Origin of the sequence: Rahnella sp. RFA10(1/100), from assembly GCF_004195115.1 — a bacterium.
Classification (GTDB): Bacteria; Pseudomonadota; Gammaproteobacteria; order Enterobacterales; family Enterobacteriaceae; genus Rahnella; species Rahnella perminowiae.
In genome coordinates, this window is the sequence record NZ_SEWR01000003.1 from 183,364 (window position 1) to 202,981 (window position 19,618).

A 19,618-nucleotide genomic window follows, 5' to 3' on the forward strand; every position below is an offset into this window, starting at 1 on the left:
AAGAAACCCCGGCAACCAGGTGGAAGCCGTGGGCGTTCGAAAGATTCAATTAATGAAACCTAAGCGGGGAAATCGTTGTTTCGTATTTTTTAGGAAGCGGCGCAAGCGGTGACAGGTTAAGCGCCCCCATGCCGTGCAATTCCTTGGTCGTATCAAACCAGGTGCTGATCAGCGCATGAGCATGACCTTGCCCCAAAGAACCGGCCAAAAAATACAGGGCGCGAATGCTGGCCATTGTTTCGACTTGTTCGACCAACGTTTCAGACTCACGATAGGCGCGAACCCAAAACGCAGCATTGGCCGCAAACCATTGGTGCGGGTTATCAAGGTGAACCGTGTCATTGAACATGAAAGGCGTCAGCGCAACGCGGCCTTTTGACACATGGCATTTACTCAGGAATAAACGGCTGTAATTGAACTTAACGCCAAAAGCTGCGAATGATTCGATCAAACCAATTTCGTCTACGGTGATAATTTTCATACTTCCCTCAGTGCATCGGATTTGAAATTTTTTGTTCGTCAGCCCGACGGCTAACACTGCAAACAACAACGCCTTTGAAATCTTCCGGCGTCAGCAAACGGGTTTGTTGCTGCATTTTTCTGACCTTCAAAACGCCCTGCCACAGCGCGATTTTTTCCGCTTCGGTCAAATCGTCCCAGGCACATTTCACATGGCGCCTTTTCAGCTGGGAGAGGAAACAGAGATCGCGGCGTTCATCTTCTGGAAGATTTTCCCAATAATGTTTCACCCGGTTTTCAGTGCCTGAAATCATCTTTCGGGCTTCACCAATCCATTTCGGCAATTGCTGTTCCACGCTTACCCCCTTAATCCCATCAGGCGGAACCACCAAGGGCGGCGCTTAATCTTCACCATCGGGTGACGGCAACCACTTAGAAACGCCACTTTGCTTGCGGCCGGTTGCCAGCGCTGACCGTTTGGCAGTTCAAGCCAACCGTGGCCATAGCTTTGCAGTTGAGCCGTTGGCGATTGTTGCTTTAATAGTTGTGCGAAAACTTTCATCGAATAGCCTCAGTTCAGGCCAGGCATGACGCCGCATGAACTGATTACGTCCATTGCGGATGCCAGCACCGGCGTGGTGTGAAAACGCGACTCAACAGACACAACGAGCAAGGACAGATCGCGGATCGCCTGATTGGCTCGGTCTAAAATGGCGTTTCTACGTGATTGCGTCATAGGCGCGGGGGAAATGGCCTCACCGGCAATAACACCGATTGCGGCCGTAGCACTCAGAGCGTGCATCGGTAAATTATTTGGTTTCGCTTCATTCACTGGCACAGCAGGTAAACATTTCAGTTGTGCCAACAAACCATCCAGAACCGCCGAATCATCAGTGATATCCGTCAGCATGATCAGCTCGTTTACTGTTAAACGGTGCGGCTGGTCTGGATTCAGTTTGTTGCGTAACACCTGGGCAGAAATACCCATAACGGCAGCAACCTCGGTTAGGTTGTGCGCCAGTGAGAAGCGGCGGCAAGCTGTATCCAAATGGGGATGTATGGATGTTTGATAATCAAACATAGTTATGCCTCTTTTTTGGCGGCAAACTTGTCCCATCCAACAACATTGACAACGATGTCGGAGAATCCCATCGCCTTAAGTTGCTGATATTTATATTCGTAATATTTGATTTGAATCTTTCCGCCTGCCTTGGTTTTACCTTTGGCGATTTTTTTAGGGATGATTTTCAGCTTCCCAAATTCTTTCCACTTATAAACAGTATGTTTTGACATGTTTTCTAAAGCGGCAAATTGGTCTGGATAAACCCAAAGGCTCGGAATCTCGATTGAAATAGATTCATTCATCGTGCAATATCCCTTGTTTTCTTCGTATCAGTTCGTATCTGTTCGCGTTTCTTGGCATAGATTCGCATTTACTCGTATATGAGAGCATTCACTTTATAATGTTTCAAATACGAACAGTCAATCATTTTATTCGTATATGAGAGCAATTATGTTTGAAACAGGTGGAGTAGAAGCCATTGACCGAATGATGGATGCTTATGGATTTCGCTTCAAAAATGACCTTTGTCGGCATGTTGAAATTGCATCTAGCACATTGGCAACCTGGTTGAAGCGGGATTATTTCCCTGCACATCTAGTTATTCGATGCGCCCTTGAAACAGGTGTTTCTTTGCAATGGCTAGCAACAGGTGAAGGCGTCAAATACGAACACTCAAAATCCGATATCGTTCGGCTGGAGAGTTACGTACTGGAGGGGGGGGAGTTAAAACAATCAGGTTACATGATGTTTGATAAGGTTTTTCTTCCCAACAATCTTGCCGCGCCTCATGTAATTAGAAGCGAAACGAAAACCTACATTGTTGATAAAAAGGAATCAGAATTTTCAGACGGTGAATGGTTAGTCAACATTGAAGGGAAATATAGTATTCGGGAATTGGCTTTCATCCCTGTGAAAAAGGTGCGCGTCCAAGGTGGTGGAGTTCCCTTTGACTGCAATTTAGACGAAATAAAAATCATTGCCAAAGTGGCAGGCACGTTTAGTAAGGCTTAAGTTATGGCGATCAGAAAGCAACCAGATGGGCAATGGCTGTGTGAATGCTATCCCAACGGACGTAAAGGGAAGCGCGTTAGGAGATTATTTGCTACTAAAGGCGAGGCGGCCGCTTTCGAAACCTTCACAATGGAAGAAGCGAGCAGTAAACCGTGGATGGGAGAAAAAGCGGATAGAAGAAAGCTTTCTGATCTGATCAAACTCTGGGATTCACTTTACGGGCAAACCCTTGCCGCCCCTAAGAAGATGAACGCTAAGCTTAAAGTCATATGTGACGGACTCGGTGACCCCTTGGCCACAGAAGTAACGGCGGCTGATTTCTCAAAGTACCGTGAAAAAAGGTTAAATGGAGAACTTGTAACAAGTGAAGGAAAGCTACTGCCAAAAGTAAAACCGCGGACGGTTAACCTTGAGCAGTTAAACCTATCTGCGGTTTTTGGCACTCTGCGTAAACTCGGCCACTGGACTGCGCCGAACCCGTTAACCGGGCTACCGCTTTTCCGAATTCATGAGACAGAGCTTACTTTTCTGGAAGACCTTGAAATAAAGCGTTTGTTAGATGCCTGTGAGGAGTCTTTGAATCCAGACCTTATAAAGGTGGCGAAGATATGCCTATCAACTGGGGCACGATGGAGTGAAGCGGAAAAGTTAGAAGGGCAGCAGATTTCAAAGTATCGGATCACCTTCATCAAAACCAAAGGCAAAAAAAACCGAACTGTTCCCATTACCAAAGAGCTATACGACGAAATACCTAAAAAACGTGGTGCAATTTTCTCACCCTGCCGAAAAGCGTTTGAGAGAGCCGTTAGGAGAGCAGGCATCATTCTGCCGGAAGGGCAATGTACTCATGTGCTGCGTCACACCTTTGCGAGCCACTTTATGATGAATGGCGGAAACATCTTAGTCCTTAGAGATATCTTAGGGCATGCGGACATTAAAATGACCATGGTATACGCACATTTCGCCCTGGAACACCTGGAAGACGCAACAACAAAAAACCCTCTTGCAAACCTAAATTGGCACAGCAAAAATGGCGACAAAATGGCGGCAGAGGATACAAAAAGCAACCAAGAGATACTAACAGATACTAACTAAGTCAATGAATAATAAAGAATTATGTTATATATCAAAAGCAGATTAAAAATGTAGTAATTTCGGACGGGGGTTCAAATCCCCCCAGCTCCACCACTTTTTAGTTGTTTGAAGTACAATGAAGTCTACTAAGCCCGCACAGCACAAGCTCTGCGGGCTTTTTTACGTCTATTGTCGTCCAGTGAGAATTGCTGAGAACTATCAGTTATGGCACCCTGAATGGGACCCACTAAGAAGGGTCCAAAAACCGAGGGTCCCAAAAATGGCAAAAATCGCTAAGAAGCTTACTGACACTGAAATCAAAAGCACCACGCCAGCCGACAAAGAAATCAACTTGTTTGACGGTGATGGTTTGATCCTACGAATCGCTCCCCTCTCTAAAGGAGGGAAGAAGAATTGGTATTTCAGATATGCAGTGCCGATAACTAAAAAACGCACGAAGATGAGCCTTGGGACCTACCCTCACCTCACGTTAGCAAGAGCAAGAGCTTTACGTGATGAATATCTATCCTTGCTTGCTAATGGCACTGACCCTCAGATCCACAACACAGATAAAGCTAATGCTCTAAAAGATGCTACCGAACAAACGCTCCAAGCAGTTGCTCGGAAGTAGTTGGATGAGAAGATTAAGACTTCCGGTATATCTAAAGACCACGCAGTTGATATCTGGCGTAGTCTTGAACGAAATATCTTCCCCGGTCTTGGAAATGTTCCAATAAAAGAGATCCGTCCTAAACTATTGAAGCAGCATCTTGATCCCATTGAGCAACGTGGTGTTCTCGAAACCTTACGCCGTATCATTTCCCGCCTGAACGAAATTTTCCGTTACGCCGCGACAGAAGAACTCATTGAGTTCAATCCTGCTGATAACCTTGGCCAGCGCTTCAGCAAACCCAAAAAACAAAACATGCCAGCCCTTCCCCCCAACGAGTTGCCAAGATTTATGGCTGCTCTAGCTAATGCCTCAGTCCGTCTGGAAACCCGTATGCTAATTGAGTGGCAATTGTTGACGTGGGTCCGTCCGGGGGAAGCTGTGCGCGCTCGGTGGGCAGATATCGATATAGAGAACAAAATCTGGAACATCCCACCTGAATTTATGAAGATGAAACGTCTGCATAAAGTGCCTCTCAGCAAAGAAGCACTCCGTATACTCGAAAATATGCAGCCTATCAGCAGTCATCGTGAATGGGTGTTCCCCAGCATAAAAACGCCACTGACCCATATGCATGAGCAAACTGCTAATGCAGCACTAATCCTTATGGGGCTTGGCGGTGAACTGGTTGCCCACGGTATGCGATCTATAGCAAGGACAGCAGCTGAGGAATGCGGTAAGTTCAGAACAGACGTTCTTGAAGCTGCTCTTGCTCACTCCAAAAGGGATGAGATTGTTGCGGCATACAACCGAGCTGAGTATCTGGCGGAAAGAGCAACGCTAATGCAGTGGTGGGGAGATTATGTTCAGGCAAAAAAATTTAAAGCAATGGTGGCTTGAGAACAGCACTCCAGTTGCGTTGAAAAATGTAAATCGTTTATTCATTACATCGAGCCAAGAAGTCGGATGTAGGTTAATTAAAAGCATAAGGTTTCAATTTACCGAAACAGTGATAAAGTTATAAATAAGATACTGAGCTATTTACATTAACCTTTTAAGGGGCATTTTATGCTTTGTAGCATTTCCAAGATAAATATTCCAATTCCATATTCAAGAAAAAGAGTTGACATTAAGTTAGATGGAATGAGCCTAATTATTACGGGAGGTAATGGTTGTGGCAAAACAAGTTTTATAACAGCCATTTATAACTACCTAAAGAAAGGAATAGATGACCCAAACAACAATAACGTTCAATTTTTAACAAATCAAATTAACAACTGTGAAAATCAATTAAATAATATTGGTAGAGATGCCGGAAACTATAATTATTACAGCAGTGAGTTGGAAAAACATAAAGCCCGACTAAATGAAATCAATGATTTTAAAATCGATATAAATTCTATTGATAACAAAGACACTCGGTCTTTGCTAAGGTTCCATAGCGCGACAAGACAATCGGCGATCTCATCGCCAGTTCAAGCACCAAAACACTCAGTGCTTGTTGAAGAAAATAGGCATTTTGCTAATGACAAAGATGGGAGCCAATTCTTTGAAAGTTACTTGCTAAGTTTGAAAAAAAATCAAAGTTATGCAATAGCCTTTGATAAAAATGAAGCCGAAGCAAATCGAATCAAAGACTGGTTCGATAAAATCGAAACAGATTTGCAATCATTATTTGAAGATTCAAATCTAATTTTGGAGTTTGATACAAAAGATGAAAAATTTTATCTACATCAAGAAGGGAAAGATAAATATACATTCCAAACACTGTCAGCAGGATACTCATCGATCTTAAGTATTTATACTGATCTAATTATGAGGGTCGAGATGTGGGGAGTTTCACCTGATAACATACAAGGAATTATATTTATTGATGAAATTGATGCTCATTTACATGTGTCTCTACAAAAACAGATATTGCGTTTTTTCATTAAATCATTTCCAAAAATTCAATTTATCGTAACAACTCATTCTCCCTTTGTAGTCACGTCCGTTACTAACTCAGTTATTTATGACCTCACAGCTAATGAACAGATAATAGACGTGTCATCTTACTCATATGGTGTAGTCATGGAAGAAATATTCGGTGTTTTACCAGATTCCCATGCGCTAACAGATAAACTAACTCGCATCGAAAACTTGGCTAAAAATATAACATCAGATAATATTAATGAACTAGAAAAAATCATATCTTCTTTATCCTCTGAAAAGGAAAATATGAGCTCAGATACTCAAGCCTTCCTTGATGCAGCACAGTTGAAATTGATTAAAACTAAAAAAAATATTAGTCAGTAGGAAATAATCATGTTCAATGTAATGAGAACAAGGCCTGCACCTAATTCATTATTGGCCCAGAAAAAATATGATGGCGATGACGTTCATTCGGCACTACAAGAATGCTTCCATGAAAAATGTTATTTATGTGAAACTAAGAAACCTTTAGATATAAATATTGAGCATTTTGATCCTCACATGGGGGATTTAAGAAAAAAATTCTCATGGAATAACTTATATTTAGTATGCTCACGCTGCAACAACATCAAACTAACAAAATATGATAATCTTCTTGATTGTTGTTCAGGAAGTGTCTGGGATAAAGTGAAATTAATACCCGGATTTTCTCCTAAAGCTAAAAAATTTATTATTACACCTCAATTCTATGATGATAAGACTATTGAAACAGCCCAATTGCTAGATGAAATTTACAATAATGATAATACAATGAATAAAAGACTTACAGCCCGCTCTCTTCGAGCACAAGTTGTCCAGACAACACACAAACTTACACAGCATATGATTGCATATTATAGCGAAGACTCAACCGATGAAGAAAAAGAAAATGCGTTCAATAAAATTAAAGTTATGATAAAAAAAACCTATCCTTACTCAGCCTTTTGTCGTTGGATGATAAAAGATGATGAAGATTTAGATAAATTACTATCCCCTCTGATGGATTGAATAGAAAACAAAAGGGCCATAAGGCCCTTTTTTGCCTTTAGCAAAGATATCGTCTCTAATTATATATAATAAAAAAGTCACCTGCGAAATAATAAATTAAAATTTATAAATAGGGTTATTTATCGAGCATATTAAAACTCCTACACCCCACTATTAAACTAACTCAACAGCTCACCAACCTAAAAACAAGTTTTAGGTCGATTCACCGTTTGGATGAGAAAAGGAAATTCACTGCGCTGGCTTGTTTATAACATTATCGATATATACTCGACCCTGCGCTCGGCATAATTGAATATCGTTTTCATCAAGCTTAGGTAGCTCCAGCAAAATCCCAAAGACCAGAGCCTTATCAACTGCACTAATATCACATCCTAATACTTTGGCAACCTCTGCACCGAAAATAATTTTCTGTTGAGTATTTTCTTTTTTTGTTTGATATTTCTTTTTAGCTTCCAAGAAGTATAAACGCTCCTGAGCTGAAGCAATTTGCTGTTTGATGTTTTTTATTGTCATAACTTTTATCCCTAATGTTTATTTCTTTTTGAATAAGGGATATCAGCATAGTCATAACCACGGATCAGTTGTTTCTTGATTGACTTAATACGAAATTTAAACTGTTGCTTAATCTGGCGTTGCTTTGCTTGTTCCCTAATCTGGCTTACTATTTTCTCTGCTGCTAAATAGGCTTGTTCTGTATCAGTGTAGATCCCATCATCGAGCAGTCTTTTTACTTCCCAGTCGATAGCTTCGTCATTATTTTTATACATAAGACCTCCTTTAATTATAACTCATTACTTTTTAACATATTTTTGAAAAATAACAATAGGCATTCCTATTTTATTTTACAAATTACAATCTCATCCAAATTATTGATTAAAATAGATGTTAACTTAATGATAGCTAAACAATAGCCTCTGGTCTTCTCTGCTGCTAATCAAGAAAAATGAAATATAACAACACCATATGATAGCAACAACTAACTATTTTACCTGATACTCTCCACGTTACTTATTTTTGTATGCTTGTTATTTTAATTTCACACGTCTACTAAGATCATCGAATAACACATATGTTTATTAATTATTTCCGCCCCATCTAAAAATAACATATCTGCTATACCGGAATACTTCGCCCCTTTGTCCAGATAGCGCAGCTTAATTAGGCGTTTTGCTCTTTCATCATTTTACAGTTATTAATATATTTTGTATTAATTAAGTAAGCGGTTTTTACATTGTTAGAAAAAACAATGCCCACCTATACACTCACTTCGTGAGCGTGTGGGGTCTACCGACAGTTGCCTGCCGCAGGCTAAAAGAAAGGTCAATGTCAACACCAGAGTTTCTCTTACGAAAAACTAACAGCAGCATAGTTATATTTGAGGTTTTTATTTTATGGCGATTTTTCATCTGGATTTTAAAATTGTAAAACGTTCCGAGGGCATGTCTTCCTGTAGTAAGGCTGCTTATCATAACAGATCAAGAATCACAGATGATCGCACAGGTAATACTTACGATTTTAGCCACAGAACAGATTTATCCCATCATCAGATATTAGCTCCTGTTTCCGCGCCATCTCATATTATTGAAAGCTCAACAACCTTATGGAATGAAGTCGAAAGAATTGAGCGCCAAAAGGATGGGCAAACAGCCCGTTATTTTGATGTTGCTATTCCCTGTGAGCTTAACAATCCTGACAAGATAAAATTGGTTGTCGAATACTGCCAGAAAAATTTCGTTGATAAGGGAATGATTGCTGATATCGCTTTCCACGACCTCGACGGTAAAAATCCACACGCTCACGTTATGTTGACTTTAAAACCAATTACGGCTCAGGATTTTACCAAAAAAGAAAGAAACTGGAACGATAAGAAAAATGTATTACTCTGGCGCGAAGCGTGGTCTGCACTCACCAATAGCTACCTTGAAGCTTCAGAAGCGTCAGAACGTATTGATCACCGTTCCATCGATGCTCAACACATTGAAGCAATCGAAAGCGCTGCAACTACCGTGGATATTGAAGCAAAAGCGTTATGGCTTGCCAAGGCGACGTTAACCAGCCGTCCACCCATGCAGCGTATTCATCGTGCTAAGTGGAACCGTGAGGAGGCTCAGGAACAACGAGCTGCTGAACAGGCTGTTCGTGATGAGATAAAACAGGAAGCACTGACCACATACAATGCTTTCAAAGATTTGGATCTTCAGATCGTTGTTGACCTCAGAAGCTTCATTGTGTCGGAGCTTCTTGAATCTGTTGGAATAATATTGCCTGATACGGGTTCTCAGTCAGGTTCATCGGAATACCAAAAGCCTGTTCTGGTTGCTCCTATACTCCATACACGCACTCAATTGAAAACCCCATCCTCTGTAAAAGCCGGAGCGATTAAAAGCGCTCCTGTCAAAAGTAAGAGGAAGCAAGTTGAACCCCGCCATGATGGTATCTTTAGACGTTTTACAGCATTAGTCGTAGATTTTTTCAAACAAAAACTTATCTGGGCCAAGAAGAAACCGGTTGTGGTTCATGATGATACTGAACACAATAGACGTATTGCTGAAAACTACGTGTTTGATGAAGTGCAGGGTATCTATGTGCCACGCGCTGAGTTTGAGAGACGTGCAAGATTTAACGCTGATGATTACAAGCCAACCAAGGACGATAGGTACTGCTATCCGAGTCGGGTTAGCAGTAATTACATAGAATTTGATGATGGTTTCGCTTTTCACATCCAGACACGTATTAAAAATAGTAGCTTCACGAAGATTACTTCATCAAAGTTTGGCAATGAGTAGTAATGTTCTGATTACCAATTGTCAAGCAAAATTAACTTATTGATAACTATAACTTTTATTTAATTTTATATTTATGGGATACCAATAAAGTAATGGATGTTTCAACGTATTTCTCTTGATTTAGTAGCCTTAAAATGTATAATTTTCATTCTTCCATGATACGGATGTAATTCTAAGTTGAAATTTTCAGAGAAATTAAAATCGTGTTATATGTTTCTAATAAGAATAGAAGTTTTTATGTTAAATAAATTCGCGTTATCATGGCGTTCCGTATATAGCTTATATAATGGAATTCTAGGGAAGACATTACTTATAATATCTTTAGCTACACCAATATCCTTAATATATAACTCAATTCATTTTATTCCATCAAGTTATCCAGTGATACTATTGGGAGCTTTATTGTCATTAACTGGATTTATATATACAGAAGTATCCATACCACCGCTTATAAAAGACTTCAAAGATGGTCACCAATATTCAAGTGAAATTTTAAAGATTGCAGATAATGTTGACTGGGTTTCTGAGTTCAAGGTGTTGGAAGATAATGCTCCTAAAATCAGTAAGGATAGAGATGGATACTTTTCAGTCCCTATAAATTTTGAGTCAATTGATTATACAAAAAAACTGCTCGGCGAAGATAAAGCAATACGCAGTTTATCAATGATGAAATTTAATTTGTGTAATAAAGAAAATAATTATAAACGTCTGTTTCTGACGTTAGTTTTTTATATTTCTTTGATTCTAATATTTTCATCAACAATTTCGAATGTCTTTAGCATACTAATAGGTTGATTATGTTCACTAGCGCTCCCTCTATAAGAGACTGGTTCAAGGTCTTGAATTGGTCAGGTTTACCTAACTTAGGAAGTTGTCATACTGTTCTAGAAAGAAAAAACTTCGAACGTGATTATTTTATAACCAATGAAATTGCTACGTTATATAGCAATTTAGAAGCCACCTTAGAATATAATGGTATAGAAAGCCAAAATATTAGAATTCTTGGACGTCCGGGAGCTGGAAAAACATCATTCTTGTATGCTCTAAAATTTATGAGTGAAAAAAAAGATAACAATCCATTAAATAAATTTTTCTTTTTTATATATCATATAAATAAATCAGATGGCTTGACAGAAGAAGAATCATATAAGTCTGAGATCAATAAAAATATAATTATCGCATGGAAAGAGTTTTTTAATGTCAATGGCTTTTTAGATGATTTCATTAGAATAGAGTCGCAGAATCTTTCAAGTAAGGAAACAATGAATCTCGCGACTTTCTTCTATAAAGCCAATAAAGATAAATTTAAAAAAATAATGATATTTGCAGTAGATGATGTTGATCTTTTGCCAGATGAGGATGTAGTAAAAGTTATCGACCATCTCTTAAGAAGTCTTGAGGTTAGTTCTGTTAAAAAATGGTTATCCATAAGGCGAGTTACTTTAGAAAACTATACTGGTGATACAAAAAAAAGAGTCGAAGAATTTTTCCCTGACCCATACGACTTTCCAAAAATATCGTTGCAGCTTTTAATAACACATCGTATCACTAAAGCCTTTCAAGACGAGGGATCGCCTAAAATACCATTTAATTCATTGATATGTGATGAAACTATAAGCCCCATTTGTGAGGGTAATATGAGGGAAGGGTTGGCTCTTTTAAAGACTCTTTTAGAAAACGTCCATCCAAAAGGTTTTGATACGAAAACGAGTGAAAAAGTCATTCAGGAATATATCGCTAAATCCGCTGTTGACACATTGTGTAGATCTCAGAAACTTATAGATCTACATTCATTAGTTTTCAAAATATGCCCATTCCCATTAGCCGTTGATATATTGGCTTGTGTTAGACATCATTCTCATGAACCTATAATTTATGGCGCGCTCACAGATTGTTGTACTAAGAGAGACCATTTATCAAAAAACATTATAGGTGATGAAGGGCGTTTAGCATTTGTTCGCTCTAACGATTTTAACCATATTATGAATAAACTAATTGAGCATAATCTTGTCGACAAAAATTCTAAAGACTATTATAATTTGACCGAAAAAGGGAAAATACTTTCAAGCTTCTCAACAAGGGCATTCTATTTCAACTTCCAAAAAAATAATAACAAAGCAATAATTGATGATGAATCATATTGGTCTTTATCAGAACATCAGATAAATCATGCTGATATAGTTAATAATTTCCTCACCATTTCCAAACGATAATTATTTCTAAGTAAAAATCCGCCTTCGTAGAAGGCGGCATTGCTTTGGCGCCCCATAGGGGCGTACTAAGCTCCAACCCGTAGGGTCTTCGCTTCACATTCCATTCAGACTTAATTGATTCTCTTCTTGTTCGTGTTTCTCTTGGTACTTCACATATTTACGGATCATTTCTGCATTCACACCTACGGTGTCCACACAGTATCCCTTCGCCCAAAAGTGATTTCCCCACAGCTTATGTTTTCTTAAATAGGGGAATTTATTAAACAACCGTATCGCTGTTCTCCCTTTTAGGTGTCCCATCACTTCCGATACTGACAATTTCGGCGGGATCTTTACCAGCAAATGGACATGATCTAGCTGTACATTCAGTTCCACTATTTCAATGTGAAGTTGCTGACTTAATATCCTGATTTGTCTGTAAACTTCTTTCCCTACATTGTTCTTCAGTATTCGAAATCGGCACTTGGGCGTCCAGACTATATGATATTGACAATGCCATAGCACATGCGATGCTTTTTCGAACCTACTCATGGTTAAATCCTTATCAGTTATGGGGATAACAGATTCGGATTTTCCCATGAGTAGCATTACTGGCAGAGCCAAAAAGTCGATAACCACGTCCATAGGACGTGGTATTCATTTAGAAATAATAAGATGGGGTGTTGCGTGCACACCCCATCTTTACAATATATAAATAGGTGATGAAATATATTTTATTGAATGTAAAAGTGTTATTTTTAATTAAATAATCAACTATAATCTTCGCCTGAAAACAACATTATCAGAGAAAATAGCCTTACCCGCTGCAAACCCCACAGCAGCTATTATTGGCAAACTAATAGTTGCCCCTGCCATTCCCGACCCCATACCAATCAATGCTGACAGGCCGAAGGACAGGAATATAACTATAAAAGCATACCAGCCCGGAAATGTGCCATACAGCACTGAAGCTTGGCATCCCGTGCAAACGTGAACGCCACTCTGGCTTTCCTTAAAGCAGTAGGGGCATTTAATCATATTGCTTTCCATTTCTTAATCCTTAATTAATGGCTGATAGTGCCGTCTTTGAGGACAACGAGACGAACTGGCATATCGGCATTGTTTACTGTAGTGAAACCCCGAACTTCGAAGTTGTTGATAGTCCCAGTAATGCTGACCTTCTGGCCTTTCTTGTAGGTAAGCACAACATCATCAAGGCCTGAGTAATACTTGATCCACACCATACCGCCGCAGTAGCTGGTATCTGATGTTTTGAAGAGCAGGTAATAATTTGCATGAGATGCTTTTTCCATACCTGTCATCATATCGCTGGCACTCCTGCCTTTAGTGACTTCAAGAACAGTGGCATTAGCAATTGAGATCCGTTTACCCGTCCAGCTCTTCTCTGCTGCCATTGCATTTTCTTCATAGTCTTTGCAGACAGGACCAATACCCGCAACTGAGGATACCGGGCCAGAGCTTTGAGTTGAACCTGAAACACCCAGCGTTTTATCGACGGCACTGTTCAATGACGACAATGAAGAGTTAATCGCACCGTTAACACTATTCACGCCATCGTTAAGCTGTTGGCATCCAGACAGGACAGCAGCAGTTAAAAGCAGCGGTATCATCTTCCTTACTTTCATACCTATCTCCATAAAGTAAAAGTTGCTCAAAGACAGCCCTACCCGCGAGTTACCTTCACAGGGCTGTATAAGCTGTTTAATCAATTGATAGCATTCAATTATTTTTGCTGTTCGTCATATCGTTTGTAACGCTCAAAAACAAACCAATGATAGATTTCAACTATCATAAACAAATAATCGATCGATTAAATCAATTATAAAACCGATCAATAATCCATTTTTAATCGTTAAAAACTATCAATATTGATTTATCGATCTGTTAAATCGATCTATTTAACAGGTGAAATACAAGGGATAATGGGCATATAACGTTGAAGTAAATGGGTAGGTAGGGGCTAAACATTGTCGCTGCTATTACTAACAAAATCAGGCATCATCGAAGGCTTTCGGAGCTGGCGTGATAAATCTTTGCGGATGCTTTTGTTTTGTCAGAGACCAATAATGATCGTGTCGGCTTATAGGTGTAGGAAATATTTCGCTCATACAAATTAGCTCATAACATCAATGTTCTTATCGTTTCCTCGTCCATTTGACTTATTTCTGCAATTAATTTCCTTTAAATATTAACTATTCGATCTTCTTCACAAGCACTTACTGGTTCAGACAAAAAATAAAAACCATAATCTTTAACTATGATACTACTGCCATTATCGAAGATGAGATTTATTCCACTTTCGTTTTGTTCTATGTCTCTTATCAGGCAGGTCATAAATGGAGTTTTTTCATTGGTATGAAAAAGTGTAATAATAAGGTTGTTCATTTTATTTTTCCTTTTTGTTCTCTTTCTTTTTAATACTCTATTTCCATCCTGAAAATCAAATTTAACTTGTGCGTAAAAATAATACTCCTGATGCTTTTATATTTTTTTGGAAAAGATATTTATCCTATGAGCTGAAGCTCATTGTGCTGGCGCACGGCTCCGCCCTTTTTCTGACCATCAACTTATTAACGCATTGGAAATGTTTACTTCTTTATCGAGATGAAGATAAACCCAACAAAAAGAAAAAACAATCCTGCTTGCATGTAATATTTATGTATTAATCTTTGCATTGGTAATGTGTTCATACAGGGCAGGAAAACTGACCAACAGGCAGCACGTTGTGATTGTTGACGACAATCACTCTGCTGAACAGGACTTGTTCCTGTTAATGATGGATTTATCCATAAAAATAGCGGCGAAGCCGCCAATAACGTAAGAGGAAAACAGGTAAGTATTCCATGCAGCACTTCGTGATTGTATAAAACAATCACCTGCTGTAATACACAGACAGGTAAATGATTCAGATAGTGTAGGACGGTGCCATTGTGATAAGGCACTAATAACACATTCAGGATAATCCTTCTCACCTGAGAAATTAAAATCGATCATACATGTTAAATTATCGCTCGATTTCAAGACCAGAAATCTCAAACCACAATCAAAAAAATAGGTGCCATTCAATCGGCACACTCTCCCTTTTACTATATTATACTTATTATTATATTACGGATGTTATTTTACATATAAAACAATACATTACGGGAAAAAGATTATGATTTACTATAACTATGGTTATGGATATCTATAACTCGGGTTATCGAAAACTATAACTAGCGTTAGCAAAAACAATAATCTTAGTTTCATTCTGAAACTATCGTTTAAAACTGGCGGGTATTCCAGCCTGATTAAAATTATTCCAGTGTTTTAATATTTATCCATATTCACTTACTCTGTGCTATGGACAGCGCTCCACTATATCAAAACTTTTTCCATTTATTTTTGACTTTGTTATTGACGATAGTGTTTAATCTGTTATGTATATTAATAACAGCCATAATAAAAGGAAAATACAATGACACCAATAGATTTTACAGCCATTAATGATTTATCCCCTTTCGAGTTAAAGTTATATATCGATGACCACGATTTCAACAACGAGCAAAAAGTGCAGGTTTTTGAGTATTATTACAGCACACATAAAGACACCACGAACATCTATACTCGAAAGGAAAATATTAAATCTATAAAAAAAGATATCGACTACGTTCATATGTTCACCAGAAACTTTCAACAACTTGCTGACTTAGATATTTCAAAAAACGAACTAAAGGTTATTGCCAGAATCCTGAACATCATGGAGTTCGGAAACTGCTTTCATATCTCTCAGGCAAAACTCTGTCGTGAGTTAGATATCAAAAAATCCAATATGTCTCTTGTTTTTAAAAAACTCAAAGCTAAAGGGATTATTATTGACAGAGGCGGCGATCTTTTTATGAACTCAAACATATTCCTGAAGGGACAAGCACATTCTATCAACGCAAAACAACGCCCTAATGTCAGGAAAGCACAGGAGTTTAATGTGAGCGAAAATGTGATATTTGAAAATGTCTATACGTTCCACACTGAAACCAGCATCAATAATGGTAAGCATAACGATCCCTCTGTCCTAACATCTCCTGAAATATTATTTTTCGAAGAGAATGAAACAGAATAAACATAGATCACAAATCAAATAACGATTTTTTAGCCATATTTACACCCTCATAATTAACTGCTTATTTGTATTTAGTTTTTTATTAGCCCCTTACGGGGCCGAATAATGATAACTCTTATATATTATCAGTATTAAGTTAATGCCTTCAACAATATAGATGCGACATCAAGTGTTTTATCCAGATTACTGTGATGCTTTTGAAGCAACACTTTTCTGATACCAACAATATCTACCTGATCTGATTGTAGGTGTTCATGTTCCCCATTTTTCTTTTCACGGCGAAATACACTATTCGCATGGCCTATACATTTATCAATCATTTCTTTATTCTTCTTTGGATTGAATAACAAATAGTTTAACAGAACCCTGTTTTCTGCCGTGAGGCGTTCTATCAGGGATAAATAAATCTCTTCGGCATAATGATAAACTTGCTCAGTAGATTGATTTTTTAACTTATATTGATTCATTACTTCCTCTCTTATTTGATGTTTTGATTATTTCTGGAATCGAAGATCGTGCTTTCAATCCATTCGTCTACTTCACTTTCGATAAATGCTACTGCTCTGGCACCTATTTTTACCTGTGATGGGAAACCACCACTCTTGATAAGCTCATAAATCCACGCTTTGCAGAAACCTGTTTTATTTAAAACTTCAGGTAGACGGATTAATCTTTTTGCAGCGATTCCATATTTCATAGAGTTTTGCTCATTGTTGTTTTTCATTGTCTTTTCCTCAGTTGTTTCGACAGGAGCTATATTAGGAAAAATTGAGTTCGCAGGATGTAGGGATTGGCAAACAAGATTTGTTGAGGAAATGGCAGGATGTGGTTTTCGGGGAAAATGGGAATTTGTGGATTTCGCTGGTTTTGAACAAAGGGGGCTAATCTCAGCAATAGCCCCCGATACGATGGTAAGAGGATTACTTCGCTTCTTTCTTCTCATCCTCTTCTTTTTCGTTCATCTTCATGGCGTTAGCGACTTTAGTATCCATCATGTAATCATTTTTACTCAGCCAGAGATTAAACAGCCGATCAAATTCGCGGGTGAGCACTTTTTCAGCAAACGGCTTATCGGTATCTTTGATTTGAGCACCACCCCTGATGATTTCTGAGTCGTTAGGGTAGAGAAGCCGTGAAAACTGCTCATATGAGATCTTTACGTCATTCCGCTTGGCCCAAAACAGCAGATCCAGCATGGGAATGATCCTCATGTTAATCACTTTTTTGACATTGCTTAGCCCAAACCGAAACGAACCAATATCTGGCTCGCCAACGTCATATTCCTTACGCCACTGAGGAAGCATTCTTTTGATATGTTCAACGACCTCTTCATCAGTGACAAGCCTGATATTGAGCCAAAAATACAGTGGATGACCGGGATCAAAGGTGTCAATGTCGGTCAACCTTCGAATACCAGCGTCCTTAGAAACTGGTGTAGAAGGAGCATCAGGTAAAAGGCTGGTTCGTTGCAGTAAATTGAGTTCCCTTAACCGTGCCTCGTAGCGACTAATATCATTGATGGTCATATGCCGCACATGCAGTTTTGAATCTGTTAGTGGATTTTTCTTTTTAGCCGATGGGGGGAGTTTTTCGGTTGAACTTGCTAAAAGAGGATGACCAGCCATAATTTTAGCCTCCTCTTCCAGATGCCGTTCATGACGTGGATGCTCTTCATTGCCAAAATCATACTTATGTAATGCTACACGGCGACTGATTTCATAACTCAGATCGTCAACGGTAATCTCTTCAAGCACATCATAGTTACTCAATTTGAACCACTGTTTTACAGCCTTCATGACTTGGCTTGCGTTCATCTGTCTGCCTTTCATCTAAACGGGATCTGAAACAAATTTTTTAACACAATCCAGCAGGGCAAAAAAGTTCACTTCGGGTATAAGGACGAATGTCCGTAAGTTATACGTGAGTTCAACTCCCTGATGGTTAGTTGAACTGGGGCTGTGCTATTCTGAGCAGAAAATAAATGCTGAAAAATGACGTCAATACAGTGTTGATTGGGTTTATGGTCCCTGTTTAGCACCCTCAATTGATTTAGCAATCTATAAGTATATTATTTTCAAAGCATTATAGCGTAGGTTACAGGGACCCCAGCCCACCAAATAATGATCCGGTTATTACCAGATAAGTCCGGAGAAGTCCTGAAAGCCCGCATCCCTTCTAGGTTTGCGGGCTTTTTTGTGTCTGTAGAAGTCCGGGAAGATTTGTCTAAAACCGGCGTCTGTTGAAGTACAAAAAGCCAAAGCCACGGATAAAGACCTCACTTTGCATGACGGCGACGGGCTCTTTCTCCTGGTCAAAACCACCGGCAAGAAAATTTGGCATTTCCGCTATCAGGTACCTAACACATCAAAACGCACCATGATTAGCCTTGGCGCTTACCCTGCTCTTTCACTGACTGATGCTAGGGAAGTACGCGCAGAGAAGCTGCAAATCGCTCAGGAAAGCATTTTCGTCAATGTTGCCCGTAAATGGTTCGAGCTGAAGCAAAGCCACGTCAGCGCAGACCACGCTAAAGATATCTGGCGTTCAATTGAGAAAGACATCTTACCGAGTATTGAAAATGTTCCTGTTCAGGAGCTGAAAGCACGCGCCTTGATCCAGGTGTTAGAACCGATCAAAGCGCGGTGAGCATTGGAGACGGTCAGAAGGTTAGTGCAGCGCATCAATGAAATTATGATTTATGCGGTGAATGTTGGACTGATTGAGGCAAATCCAGCTTCAGGTATAGGTAATGCTTTCGAACGCCCGAAGAAACAGCACATGCCCACAATACGCCCCGAAGAACTGCCCAAGCTAATGCGCACGATTTCGATGAGCAATTTATCAATACCAACCCACTGCCTGCTTGAATGGCAACTACTGACTCTCATACGCCCTGCAGAAGCCTCAGCAACAGCCTGGTCAGAGATCGATATCGTGAATAAGCAGTGGTGTATTCCGGCAGAACGTATGAAGGCAAAGCGCGACCATATAGTCCCGTTGCCGGAACAAGCCCTAGAGTTGCTGGAAATCATGCGTCCAATAAGTGGTAATCGTCAGTACGTTTTCCCTAGCCGCAATGACCCACGTAAGCCTATGAACAGCCAAACTGCGAATGCAGCATTGAAACGTATCGGCTATGGTGGGAAGCTGGTAGCTCACGGATTGAGATCTATCGCTAGCACTGCTATGAATGAGGCAGGTTTTAATGCTGACGTCATTTAGGCGGCTTTAGCTCATAGTGATAAAAATGAAGTTAGGAAAGCCTACAACCGTTCTACATATATTGAGCAAAGGAAAAAGCTTATGACATGGTGGGGAAATGAGATTTATGTTTAAAACTAACAT

At 39.4% G+C, this 19,618-nt stretch carries 23 protein-coding genes and 2 pseudogenes; 11 read left to right on the forward strand and 14 right to left on the reverse strand.

Annotation, left to right across the window (positions count from 1 at the left end; all coding sequences use genetic code 11):
* Positions 1–49: 49 nt before the first annotated feature.
* The 5 genes from ETV65_RS11310 to ETV65_RS11330 are packed head-to-tail and all read right to left on the reverse strand — an operon-like array spanning position 50 to position 1,824.
* Positions 50–481 carry a hypothetical protein gene (locus ETV65_RS11310; RefSeq protein WP_129952947.1) on the reverse strand — a complete coding sequence of 144 codons (432 nt, stop codon included), beginning with the start codon at positions 479–481 and terminating at the stop codon, positions 50–52.
* Positions 482–488: 7 nt separating this feature from the next.
* Positions 489–815 carry a hypothetical protein gene (locus ETV65_RS11315; RefSeq protein WP_129952948.1) on the reverse strand — a complete coding sequence of 109 codons (327 nt, stop codon included), beginning with the start codon at positions 813–815 and terminating at the stop codon, positions 489–491.
* 2 nt (positions 816–817) lie between these two features.
* Positions 818–1,021: a phage filamentation protein Fil family protein gene (locus tag ETV65_RS11320; protein WP_119261211.1), complete on the reverse strand. Its 204-nt coding sequence runs from the start codon at positions 1,019–1,021 to the stop codon at positions 818–820.
* Between the two features lie 9 nt (positions 1,022–1,030).
* A complete protein-coding gene (locus ETV65_RS11325; RefSeq protein ID WP_129952949.1) occupies positions 1,031–1,540 on the reverse strand; it encodes a phage regulatory CII family protein in 510 nt (169 codons plus the stop codon).
* Between the two features lie 2 nt (positions 1,541–1,542).
* Entirely contained in the window at positions 1,543–1,824 is a 282-nt protein-coding gene (locus tag ETV65_RS11330; protein WP_129952950.1) for a hypothetical protein, read from the reverse strand.
* Between the two features lie 148 nt (positions 1,825–1,972).
* Between ETV65_RS11330 and ETV65_RS11335 the strand changes: the two genes are divergently transcribed.
* The 6 genes and pseudogenes from ETV65_RS11335 (at position 1,973) to ETV65_RS11355 (ending at position 7,175) form a co-directional block, all read left to right on the forward strand.
* On the forward strand, positions 1,973–2,533 hold the full coding sequence (locus ETV65_RS11335) for a phage repressor protein CI (RefSeq protein ID WP_129952951.1): 561 nt from the start codon (positions 1,973–1,975) through the stop codon (positions 2,531–2,533).
* A gap of 3 nt (positions 2,534–2,536) precedes the next feature.
* Positions 2,537–3,628: a site-specific integrase gene (locus ETV65_RS11340; RefSeq protein ID WP_129952952.1), complete on the forward strand. Its 1,092-nt coding sequence runs from the start codon at positions 2,537–2,539 to the stop codon at positions 3,626–3,628.
* A 259-nt stretch (positions 3,629–3,887) separates the two neighbouring features.
* Positions 3,888–4,472: pseudogene (locus tag ETV65_RS25155) on the forward strand (integrase arm-type DNA-binding domain-containing protein); the annotation flags it as partial.
* 60 nt (positions 4,473–4,532) lie between these two features.
* Positions 4,533–5,117, forward strand: a complete 585-nt coding sequence (locus ETV65_RS25160; protein WP_276320338.1) for a tyrosine-type recombinase/integrase — start codon at positions 4,533–4,535, stop codon at positions 5,115–5,117.
* A 168-nt stretch (positions 5,118–5,285) separates the two neighbouring features.
* The gene (locus ETV65_RS11350) at positions 5,286–6,512 is read left to right on the forward strand and encodes an AAA family ATPase (protein ID WP_129952953.1); all 1,227 of its coding nucleotides are present in this window, start codon (positions 5,286–5,288) and stop codon (positions 6,510–6,512) included.
* A gap of 9 nt (positions 6,513–6,521) precedes the next feature.
* On the forward strand, positions 6,522–7,175 hold the full coding sequence (locus ETV65_RS11355; protein ID WP_129952954.1) for a hypothetical protein: 654 nt from the start codon (positions 6,522–6,524) through the stop codon (positions 7,173–7,175).
* Positions 7,176–7,403: 228 nt separating this feature from the next.
* Here ETV65_RS11355 and ETV65_RS11360 read toward each other — a convergent pair whose 3' ends face one another.
* Positions 7,404–7,688, reverse strand: a complete 285-nt coding sequence (locus ETV65_RS11360; RefSeq protein ID WP_129952955.1) for a conjugal transfer protein TraD — start codon at positions 7,686–7,688, stop codon at positions 7,404–7,406.
* Positions 7,689–7,699: 11 nt separating this feature from the next.
* Entirely contained in the window at positions 7,700–7,942 is a 243-nt protein-coding gene (locus ETV65_RS11365) for a hypothetical protein (protein ID WP_129952956.1), read from the reverse strand.
* Positions 7,943–8,566: 624 nt separating this feature from the next.
* On the opposite strand from ETV65_RS11365, the gene mobQ reads away from it, so the two are divergent.
* From mobQ to ETV65_RS11380, 3 genes are all read left to right on the forward strand, one after another.
* Complete coding sequence (mobQ, locus tag ETV65_RS11370) at positions 8,567–9,961, forward strand: MobQ family relaxase (RefSeq protein ID WP_129952957.1); 1,395 nt, start codon at positions 8,567–8,569, stop codon at positions 9,959–9,961.
* A 237-nt stretch (positions 9,962–10,198) separates the two neighbouring features.
* Positions 10,199–10,756 carry a hypothetical protein gene (locus tag ETV65_RS11375; protein ID WP_129952958.1) on the forward strand — a complete coding sequence of 186 codons (558 nt, stop codon included), beginning with the start codon at positions 10,199–10,201 and terminating at the stop codon, positions 10,754–10,756.
* A gap of 44 nt (positions 10,757–10,800) precedes the next feature.
* Positions 10,801–12,174, forward strand: a complete 1,374-nt coding sequence (locus ETV65_RS11380) for a hypothetical protein (protein ID WP_129952959.1) — start codon at positions 10,801–10,803, stop codon at positions 12,172–12,174.
* A gap of 93 nt (positions 12,175–12,267) precedes the next feature.
* On the opposite strand, the gene tnpA is transcribed toward ETV65_RS11380, so the two are convergent.
* The 4 genes from tnpA to ETV65_RS24925 all read right to left on the reverse strand — a co-directional run bounded on the left by tnpA (position 12,268) and on the right by ETV65_RS24925 (position 14,559).
* Complete coding sequence (gene tnpA / locus ETV65_RS11385; protein ID WP_129952960.1) at positions 12,268–12,705, reverse strand: IS200/IS605 family transposase; 438 nt, start codon at positions 12,703–12,705, stop codon at positions 12,268–12,270.
* 222 nt (positions 12,706–12,927) lie between these two features.
* Positions 12,928–13,203: a hypothetical protein gene (locus ETV65_RS11390; protein WP_129952961.1), complete on the reverse strand. Its 276-nt coding sequence runs from the start codon at positions 13,201–13,203 to the stop codon at positions 12,928–12,930.
* A gap of 14 nt (positions 13,204–13,217) precedes the next feature.
* Complete coding sequence (locus tag ETV65_RS11395; protein ID WP_129952962.1) at positions 13,218–13,799, reverse strand: hypothetical protein; 582 nt, start codon at positions 13,797–13,799, stop codon at positions 13,218–13,220.
* Between the two features lie 556 nt (positions 13,800–14,355).
* Positions 14,356–14,559, reverse strand: a complete 204-nt coding sequence (locus ETV65_RS24925) for a hypothetical protein (RefSeq protein ID WP_165383728.1) — start codon at positions 14,557–14,559, stop codon at positions 14,356–14,358.
* A gap of 1,072 nt (positions 14,560–15,631) precedes the next feature.
* Between ETV65_RS24925 and ETV65_RS11400 the strand changes: the two genes are divergently transcribed.
* A complete protein-coding gene (locus tag ETV65_RS11400) occupies positions 15,632–16,273 on the forward strand; it encodes a DNA-binding protein (protein WP_129952963.1) in 642 nt (213 codons plus the stop codon).
* Positions 16,274–16,404: 131 nt separating this feature from the next.
* Here the strand turns inward: ETV65_RS11400 and ETV65_RS11405 are convergent, their stop codons facing one another.
* The 3 genes from ETV65_RS11405 to ETV65_RS11415 all read right to left on the reverse strand — a co-directional run bounded on the left by ETV65_RS11405 (position 16,405) and on the right by ETV65_RS11415 (position 18,087).
* A complete protein-coding gene (locus tag ETV65_RS11405; RefSeq protein ID WP_129952964.1) occupies positions 16,405–16,740 on the reverse strand; it encodes a hypothetical protein in 336 nt (111 codons plus the stop codon).
* 11 nt (positions 16,741–16,751) lie between these two features.
* On the reverse strand, positions 16,752–16,970 hold the full coding sequence (locus ETV65_RS11410; RefSeq protein ID WP_129953318.1) for an AlpA family transcriptional regulator: 219 nt from the start codon (positions 16,968–16,970) through the stop codon (positions 16,752–16,754).
* Between the two features lie 223 nt (positions 16,971–17,193).
* Positions 17,194–18,087, reverse strand: a complete 894-nt coding sequence (locus ETV65_RS11415) for a DUF6387 family protein (protein WP_129952965.1) — start codon at positions 18,085–18,087, stop codon at positions 17,194–17,196.
* A 403-nt stretch (positions 18,088–18,490) separates the two neighbouring features.
* On the opposite strand from ETV65_RS11415, the pseudogene ETV65_RS25165 reads away from it, so the two are divergent.
* Positions 18,491–19,609: pseudogene (locus tag ETV65_RS25165) on the forward strand (integrase domain-containing protein).
* The last annotated feature ends 9 nt before the right edge of the window (positions 19,610–19,618 follow it).

What these genes read in the sequence shown, in the direction of transcription:
- tnpA (WP_129952960.1), bottom strand. Translation starts at nt 12,705, where the DNA reads ATGAGTAGGTTCGAAAAAGCATCGCATGTGCTATGGCATTGTCAATAT.
- ETV65_RS11375 (WP_129952958.1), top strand. Translation starts at nt 10,199, where the DNA reads ATGTTAAATAAATTCGCGTTATCATGGCGTTCCGTATATAGCTTATAT.
- ETV65_RS11390 (WP_129952961.1), bottom strand. Translation starts at nt 13,203, where the DNA reads ATGGAAAGCAATATGATTAAATGCCCCTACTGCTTTAAGGAAAGCCAG.
- ETV65_RS11365 (WP_129952956.1), bottom strand. Translation starts at nt 7,942, where the DNA reads ATGTATAAAAATAATGACGAAGCTATCGACTGGGAAGTAAAAAGACTG.
- ETV65_RS11320 (WP_119261211.1), bottom strand. Translation starts at nt 1,021, where the DNA reads ATGAAAGTTTTCGCACAACTATTAAAGCAACAATCGCCAACGGCTCAA.
- ETV65_RS11400 (WP_129952963.1), top strand. Translation starts at nt 15,632, where the DNA reads ATGACACCAATAGATTTTACAGCCATTAATGATTTATCCCCTTTCGAG.
- ETV65_RS11325 (WP_129952949.1), bottom strand. Translation starts at nt 1,540, where the DNA reads ATGTTTGATTATCAAACATCCATACATCCCCATTTGGATACAGCTTGC.
- ETV65_RS11330 (WP_129952950.1), bottom strand. Translation starts at nt 1,824, where the DNA reads ATGAATGAATCTATTTCAATCGAGATTCCGAGCCTTTGGGTTTATCCA.
- ETV65_RS11415 (WP_129952965.1), bottom strand. Translation starts at nt 18,087, where the DNA reads ATGAACGCAAGCCAAGTCATGAAGGCTGTAAAACAGTGGTTCAAATTG.
- ETV65_RS11340 (WP_129952952.1), top strand. Translation starts at nt 2,537, where the DNA reads ATGGCGATCAGAAAGCAACCAGATGGGCAATGGCTGTGTGAATGCTAT.
- ETV65_RS11405 (WP_129952964.1), bottom strand. Translation starts at nt 16,740, where the DNA reads ATGAATCAATATAAGTTAAAAAATCAATCTACTGAGCAAGTTTATCAT.
- ETV65_RS24925 (WP_165383728.1), bottom strand. Translation starts at nt 14,559, where the DNA reads ATGAACAACCTTATTATTACACTTTTTCATACCAATGAAAAAACTCCA.
- mobQ (WP_129952957.1), top strand. Translation starts at nt 8,567, where the DNA reads ATGGCGATTTTTCATCTGGATTTTAAAATTGTAAAACGTTCCGAGGGC.
- ETV65_RS25160 (WP_276320338.1), top strand. Translation starts at nt 4,533, where the DNA reads ATGCCAGCCCTTCCCCCCAACGAGTTGCCAAGATTTATGGCTGCTCTA.
- ETV65_RS11350 (WP_129952953.1), top strand. Translation starts at nt 5,286, where the DNA reads ATGCTTTGTAGCATTTCCAAGATAAATATTCCAATTCCATATTCAAGA.
- ETV65_RS11355 (WP_129952954.1), top strand. Translation starts at nt 6,522, where the DNA reads ATGTTCAATGTAATGAGAACAAGGCCTGCACCTAATTCATTATTGGCC.
- ETV65_RS11360 (WP_129952955.1), bottom strand. Translation starts at nt 7,688, where the DNA reads ATGACAATAAAAAACATCAAACAGCAAATTGCTTCAGCTCAGGAGCGT.
- ETV65_RS11395 (WP_129952962.1), bottom strand. Translation starts at nt 13,799, where the DNA reads ATGAAAGTAAGGAAGATGATACCGCTGCTTTTAACTGCTGCTGTCCTG.
- ETV65_RS11410 (WP_129953318.1), bottom strand. Translation starts at nt 16,970, where the DNA reads ATGAAATATGGAATCGCTGCAAAAAGATTAATCCGTCTACCTGAAGTT.
- ETV65_RS11335 (WP_129952951.1), top strand. Translation starts at nt 1,973, where the DNA reads ATGTTTGAAACAGGTGGAGTAGAAGCCATTGACCGAATGATGGATGCT.
- ETV65_RS11310 (WP_129952947.1), bottom strand. Translation starts at nt 481, where the DNA reads ATGAAAATTATCACCGTAGACGAAATTGGTTTGATCGAATCATTCGCA.